The sequence below is a fragment of the Pseudoxanthomonas sp. LjRoot204_2 genome (genome assembly GCF_056175765.1).
Window position 1 is genome coordinate 1 of the sequence record NZ_JBGFFG010000208.1, and the last position, 5911, is coordinate 5911.

Sequence of the window (5911 nt, forward strand, 5' to 3'; positions counted from 1 at the left end):
CCGCAGGGCGGGTATCCTGTCGTCTCACCTGTTCATTCCCGCCGCCCATGTCCGACCACCGCTCCCGCTTCCTCCAGCTCGCGTTGCACGCACAGGCCCTGCGCTTCGGCCAGTTCACGCTGAAGTCGGGGCGGCAGAGTCCGTACTTCTTCAACGCTGGCCGTTTCGACAGCGGTGCGCGGCTGGCCGGGCTGGCCAGCTGCTATGCGGATGCGGTGGAAGACGCCGGCCTGTCGTTCGATCTGCTGTTCGGCCCGGCCTACAAGGGCATCCCGCTGGCGACCGCGGTGGCCTGCGAGTTCGCCCGCCGCGGCCGCGACCTGCCGGTGGCGTTCAATCGCAAGGAAGCCAAGGACCATGGCGAGGGCGGCCTGCTGATCGGCGCGCCGCTGGAAGACCGCCGCGTGTTGATCGTGGACGACGTGATCACCGCTGGCACCGCCATCCGTGAAGCCCTGGGCCTGATCCGTGCCGGCGGCGGCACGCCGGCCGGCATCGTGGTGGCGCTGGACCGGCAGGAAGTGCTGGGCGATCCCGGTACCGGCGGTCCACGCCGCTCGGCCGCGCAGTCGGTGGCCGAGGAAACCGGCGTTCCCGTGGTGGCCGTGGCCAGCCTGCACGACCTGCTTGCATTTGCCGGCGAAAGCGCCGACCTTGTCCGCCATCGCGACGACCTGCTGGCCTATCGGGCCCGCTACGGCAGCGCGACCCAGGACTGAAGCAGCAGGGGGCTGCCATGACCGTCCGCACTTCCTACCTGCTGGCTGCCGCACTCCTGGCCACGCCGCTGGCGTTCGCCCAGGGCAACAAGGGCGCGGCCAAGCCCGCGGTCAACAAGAAACTCTTCTGCTGGGAAGAGAAGGGCCAGCGCGTCTGCAGCGATGCGCTGCCGGCCGATGCCGTCAATGTCGCTCGCGACGAGATCAGCGCCGCCAGTGGACTGCGCACGGGCGGCGTGGACCGCGCCATGACGGACGAGGAGCGCGCGTTGGCCGCCATCGCGGCCCAGCAGCAGTTGATCGATGATGCCGCCGCCGACATGCGCCGGCGCACCGATGCCGCCATGCTGCTGTCATACCGCAGCGAAGAGGAACTGCGCCGCGTCTTCAACGAGCGCACGGCGATCGTTGACAACAATGTCCGCACCGCCGGCTACAACGCCGTCAGCCTGCGCGACGGCCTCATCAGCCTGCTGCAGACCGCGGGCGACCGCGAGCTGGCGGGGCAGCCGGTGCCCAAGGAGATGGTCGCTTCCATCCGCCAGCGGCACGCCGAGCTGGTGCGCACCCGCCACCTGCAGCAGAGCTTCGAGAAGCAGCGCGCGGAACTGGACGTGGAGATCGCCGACATCCTGCAGCGCTTCCGCGTCATGAGGGGCGTTACCCCGGAACAGGCGGAAGACGCGATGCTCAACGCCACGCCACCGGCAGGGACGGCGCCTGCGCCGAGATGATGCGTCAGGCGCGATCGGCATTGCCCGCTGCACCATGAAAGAACGCCGGGCATTGCCCGGCGTTCGCGCACTGGCCCTCCCTGCGCGGAAGGTCAGAACGTCATCTTCAGTTCCGGCGCCAGCGCCTGCAGTCGGGTCCGGAACTCGGTCTTGATCCGCTCGAGCGCCGCCGTCGTGTCGGCTTCGAACCGCAGCACCAGGATCGGCGTGGTGTTGGACGCGCGCACCAGGCCCCAGCCGTCGTCCCAGTCCGCGCGCAGGCCATCGATCGTGGACAGGCGTGCACCCTCGAACTCCGCACCTTCGACGAAGCGCTCGACGATGGCGTGCGGCGTACCCTCCCGCACGTCGACCTTGATCTCCGGCGTGGATACCCCGTCCGGCAACTCCGCCAGGACCTCGGAGGGCGTTTCCGCGCGGTTGGCCAGGATCTCCAGCAGGCGGGCGGCCGAATACAGGCCGTCGTCGAAGCCGTACCAGCGCTCCTGGAAGAAGAAGTGGCCGCTCATCTCGCCGGCCAGTTCCGCACCGCTCTCGCGCATCTTGGCCTTGATCAGCGAGTGCCCGGTCTTCCACATCATGGGCGTGCCGCCATGGCGCAGCACCCAGCCCTGCAGCTTCCCGGTGCACTTCACGTCGTAGATGATCAGCGCGCCGGGATTGCGCTCCAGCACATCGGCGGCGAACAGCATCAACAGGCGGTCGGGGAAGATCACCGCGCCTTCCTTCGTCACCACCCCCAGGCGGTCGCCATCGCCGTCGAAGGCCAGGCCGAGGTCGGCATCGAAGCGCTTCACCGTCTGGATCAGGTCTTCCAGGTTGTGCGGTTCGCTGGGGTCGGGATGATGGTTGGGGAACGTGCCGTCCACCTCGCAGTACAGCGGAATGACGTCGGCGCCGATGGCTTCGAGCAGCTGCGGCGCGATGTCGCCGGCCACGCCATTGCCAGCATCCACCACGATCTTCAGCGGACGCTCCAGCTGCACGTCGTCGGCGATGCGCTGTATGTAGTCGGCCGAGACGTCCCGTTGCTGCAGGTCGCCCGGCACGCCGGCCAAGTACAGGCGGTTGTCGCGGATGCGTTCGTACAGATCGGTGATGGCATCGCCCGACAGCGTCTGGCCGCCGACCACGATCTTGAACCCGTTGTAGTCCGGCGGGTTGTGGCTGCCGGTGACGGCCACGCAACTGCCGGCGCGCAGGTGGTACGCACCAAAGTACGCCACCGGCGTGGGCGCCAGGCCGATATCGATCACGTTGCGGCCGGCCTTGCGCAGGCCTTCGATCAATCCACCGGCCAGGTCCGGCCCCGACAGGCGGCCGTCGCGCCCGACGACGATGTCCATCAGGTCCTCGTCGCGCATCACCGAGCCGATGGCCAGGCCGATCAGTTCGGCCACCTCGATGCTCAGCGAGGCGCCGACGATGCCGCGGATGTCGTAGGCGCGGAAGATGCCCGGGTCGACCTCCACGGTCTTTGCGTCCGCCTGCCGGTACGCGTCTGCCTCCTCGTCGGCGGAGCCAGCGCGCGCCGTCGGCGCGGGCGGGGGATCGCGCAGCAGCGCCTCGCCCAGGGTGGGTTCGTCCATGTCGTGCATCTCTGCTCCTTTCTTTCCAAACCGTCCCACCCGGACACCGCCACGCGCGACCACGACCGACGCGATGGCCAGGCCGGCCAGCAGGGCCGCCACCACCAGCGCCGGGATGGCGCCCAGGCCCAACGGGCCGGATTCGCTGTCCGGCGCCGCCGTGGCCACGCGCAGGCCAGTCTTGCCCACCGCGTGCGCCATGCGTTCGGCGCCGTCGGACAACTGACTGTCGCCGCGCTGCTGGATGGAGTAGCCGCCCTGTCGCAAGGCCAGGTAGCCGCCGGCGGGCAGCGCCACGCCATCGAAGCCGGCAGTCAGGCGCGCCAGTGGCACGCTCACGTACAGCACGCCCTGCGGCACGGCGGCCGCCATGCCGAAAGCGGTCTTCTTGCCGTCCTTCACCACGCGCGTCGCGACGGCATCGCCCTGCATCCCGGCTTCCAGCAAGGCCAGCTTGCTGAAGCCGAATGCCGCGGCGTCGTCATAGGCGGCCTGCAGCCCGCCCTCCAGGATCTCGACGTGCTCCACGCCGGCCCATCCTTCGCGGACGGCGGCCACCGCAGCCGCAGTGTCGTTGGCGGCCAGCGCCGCCTTGACCGGCGCGGACGCCAGGCGCTGCTGCAACTGTTTCACCTGCGCCGCGTGGCTGGCCTGCACCGCCTCCACCGCCCGGTCGCGCGCGCGCTCGACGTCTTCCAGCAAGCGGGCGTCGCGCCACTGCCGGATGCCGCTCCAGGCAAGCAGCGCGGCCAGCAGCGCCAGCAGCACCGCCAGCTTCGGCAAGGCGCCACGCAGGTCGCCCACGGGAATCCGCTTGCGGCTCTCGGTCGTCGTATTCATCGGCTTGTCCCCTGTCACCGCACGCCGGTGTGGCCGAAACCACCCGTCCCCCGTGCGCTGTCGGYGAAAGTATCCACCACTTGCAGGCCCACGCGCACGATCGGCAGCACCACCACCTGGGCGATGCGATCGCCGGGCTGGATGGTGAAGGCCTCGTGGCCGCGGTTCCACACGCTGATCAGCAGCGGCCCCTGGTAATCGGCATCGATCAACCCGGTGCCATTGCCCAGCACAATGCCGTGCCGGTGCCCGAGTCCCGACCGCGGCAGCACCACCGCGCACAGGCCCGGATCGCCCAGGTGCAGCGCGATGCCGCTGGGCACCAGCGCCGCATCGCCGGGCTCCAGCACCAGCGGGGCTTCCAGCGCGGCGCGCAGGTCCATGCCGGCGCTGGCTTCGGTGGCATAGGCCGGCAGCGGCCATTCGTCGCCGAAGCGCGGATCCAGCAGCTTCACTTCCACGGTGCGCTCAGCGGTCATGCGTCCAGTCGCTCCACGATCAGGTCCATCAGGTCGTCGGCCAGCCGTGTCTTCGGCGCCGACGCGAAGCTGCGTTCGCCATCCTTCCAGTACGCCGTCATCGCGTTCTGGTCGCTCTCGAAGCCGCCGTCGGCGATGCCGACCCGGTTGGCCACGATCATGTCCAGCCGCTTGGCCTCCAGCTTCCTGCGCGCGTACTCGGCCACGTTGTTGGTTTCGGCGGCGAAGCCCACCACCAGCTTCAGCGCCTGCGTCTGCGCCGCGACCTCGGCCAGGATGTCGGGCGTACGCACTAGATCCAGCGCCAGCGATTCACTGGACTTCTTGATCTTGTTGGCCGCCGGCTCGCGCGGCGTGTAGTCGGCCACGGCGGCGGCACCGATATAGATGTCGGCGGGCAGCGCGGCGAAGACGGCCGCGTGCATCTGGGCGGCCGAGCGCACATCGACGCGATCGACGCCCGCCGGGGTCGGCAACTGCACGGGCCCGGCGACCAGGGTGACGCGGGCGCCCCGCCTGGCCGCGCTCGCGGCGACGGCGAAGCCCATCTTGCCGCTGCTGCGGTTGCCCAGGTAGCGGACCGGATCCAGGTCCTCATAGGTCGGGCCGGCACTGACCACAACCTTCAGGCCGGCCAGGTCCTGCGGCACCTGCGCCGCCGCCTGCCCCGCCAGGGCAGCGACGATCTCATGGGGCTCGGCCAGGCGACCGGGGCCGGACTCGCCCTCGGCCAGCGGACCGTCGTTGGGACCGACCACCTGTACGCCACGGGCGCGCAGCGTCGCCAAGTTGGCCTGGGTGGCCGGGTGCTGCCACATGCGGTGGTTCATCGCCGGCGCGAGCATGATGGGCGCGGTGGTGGCCAGGCACAGCGTGGTCACCAGGTCGTCGGCCAGGCCGTGCGCCAATCGGGCCATCAGGTCGGCGGTCGCCGGCGCGACGATCACGCGGTCGGCCCAGCGCGCGAGTTCGATATGGCCCATCGCCTGCTCGGCGGCGCTGTCCCACAGGGTGGTGCGCGTGGGCTGGCCGGACAGGGCCTGGAAGCTCAGCGGGGTGACGAAGTGCTGGGCACCTGCGGTCATGGCGACCTGCACCTCCGCCCCGCCGTCGCGCAGCCGGCGCACCAGTTCCAGCGCCTTGTAGGCAGCGATGCCGCCCCCCACGCACAGCAGCAGCCGCTGCCCTGCGAGGCCCTGCATCTTGTCCGGTCCACTCACGTCGGCCCATTCCTACGTCGATTCAGGCGATTAGCTTACCCGAACGCCCCGCACGCCCCGATCCCGGCCCCGCCGCCGTCCGTCGACGATGACCGCATGCACATCCGCGACTGGCCCCACGACGAACGACCCCGCGAGAAGCTGCTCGCGCGCGGACCCACCAGCCTCAGCGATGCGGAACTGCTCGCCATCTTCCTGGGCTCCGGCCTGCGCGGCCGCGATGCCGTGGCCACCGCGCGCGAGCTGCTCGCCCACCACGGCCCGCTGCGCACGCTGCTGGAGCGTTCGCCCGCCGAGCTGGTCGACCTGCCCGGCCTGGGACCGGCCCGC

6 protein-coding genes are annotated in these 5911 nt (G+C 70.4%); 3 read left to right on the top strand and 3 right to left on the bottom strand.

Translation table 11 applies throughout. The features are described from left to right. Positions 1–47: 47 nt before the first annotated feature. Positions 48–719, top strand: a complete 672-nt coding sequence (pyrE, locus tag AC04L7_RS10950; RefSeq protein WP_296281075.1) for an orotate phosphoribosyltransferase — start codon at positions 48–50, stop codon at positions 717–719. Between the two features lie 17 nt (positions 720–736). Continuing rightward, on the top strand, positions 737–1453 hold the full coding sequence (locus AC04L7_RS10955; protein WP_435996355.1) for a hypothetical protein: 717 nt from the start codon (positions 737–739) through the stop codon (positions 1451–1453). Between the two features lie 92 nt (positions 1454–1545). On the opposite strand, the gene AC04L7_RS10960 is transcribed toward AC04L7_RS10955, so the two are convergent. From AC04L7_RS10960 to coaBC, 3 genes are read right to left on the bottom strand one after another with little or no spacing between them, the layout of a single operon-like run. After that, the gene (locus tag AC04L7_RS10960; protein ID WP_299344122.1) at positions 1546–3882 is read right to left on the bottom strand and encodes a phosphomannomutase/phosphoglucomutase; all 2337 of its coding nucleotides are present in this window, start codon (positions 3880–3882) and stop codon (positions 1546–1548) included. 14 nt (positions 3883–3896) lie between these two features. Next, the gene (gene dut / locus AC04L7_RS10965) at positions 3897–4361 is read right to left on the bottom strand and encodes a dUTP diphosphatase (protein ID WP_475512998.1); all 465 of its coding nucleotides are present in this window, start codon (positions 4359–4361) and stop codon (positions 3897–3899) included. Next, complete coding sequence (gene coaBC, locus AC04L7_RS10970) at positions 4358–5563, bottom strand: bifunctional phosphopantothenoylcysteine decarboxylase/phosphopantothenate--cysteine ligase CoaBC (protein WP_299344525.1); 1206 nt, start codon at positions 5561–5563, stop codon at positions 4358–4360. Before coaBC ends, dut begins: the two co-directional genes overlap by 4 nt. A 114-nt stretch (positions 5564–5677) precedes the next feature. Here coaBC and AC04L7_RS10975 point away from each other — a divergent pair. After that, positions 5678–5911 (top strand): UPF0758 domain-containing protein (locus AC04L7_RS10975; RefSeq protein WP_475512999.1); only part of this gene is annotated, 234 nt, incomplete at its 3' end.

Coding starts and splice junctions, on each gene's coding strand:
- pyrE (WP_296281075.1), top strand. CDS start 48: ATGTCCGACCACCGCTCCCGCTTCCTCCAGCTCGCGTTGCACGCACAG.
- AC04L7_RS10955 (WP_435996355.1), top strand. CDS start 737: ATGACCGTCCGCACTTCCTACCTGCTGGCTGCCGCACTCCTGGCCACG.
- AC04L7_RS10960 (WP_299344122.1), bottom strand. CDS start 3,882: ATGAATACGACGACCGAGAGCCGCAAGCGGATTCCCGTGGGCGACCTG.
- coaBC (WP_299344525.1), bottom strand. CDS start 5,563: ATGCAGGGCCTCGCAGGGCAGCGGCTGCTGCTGTGCGTGGGGGGCGGC.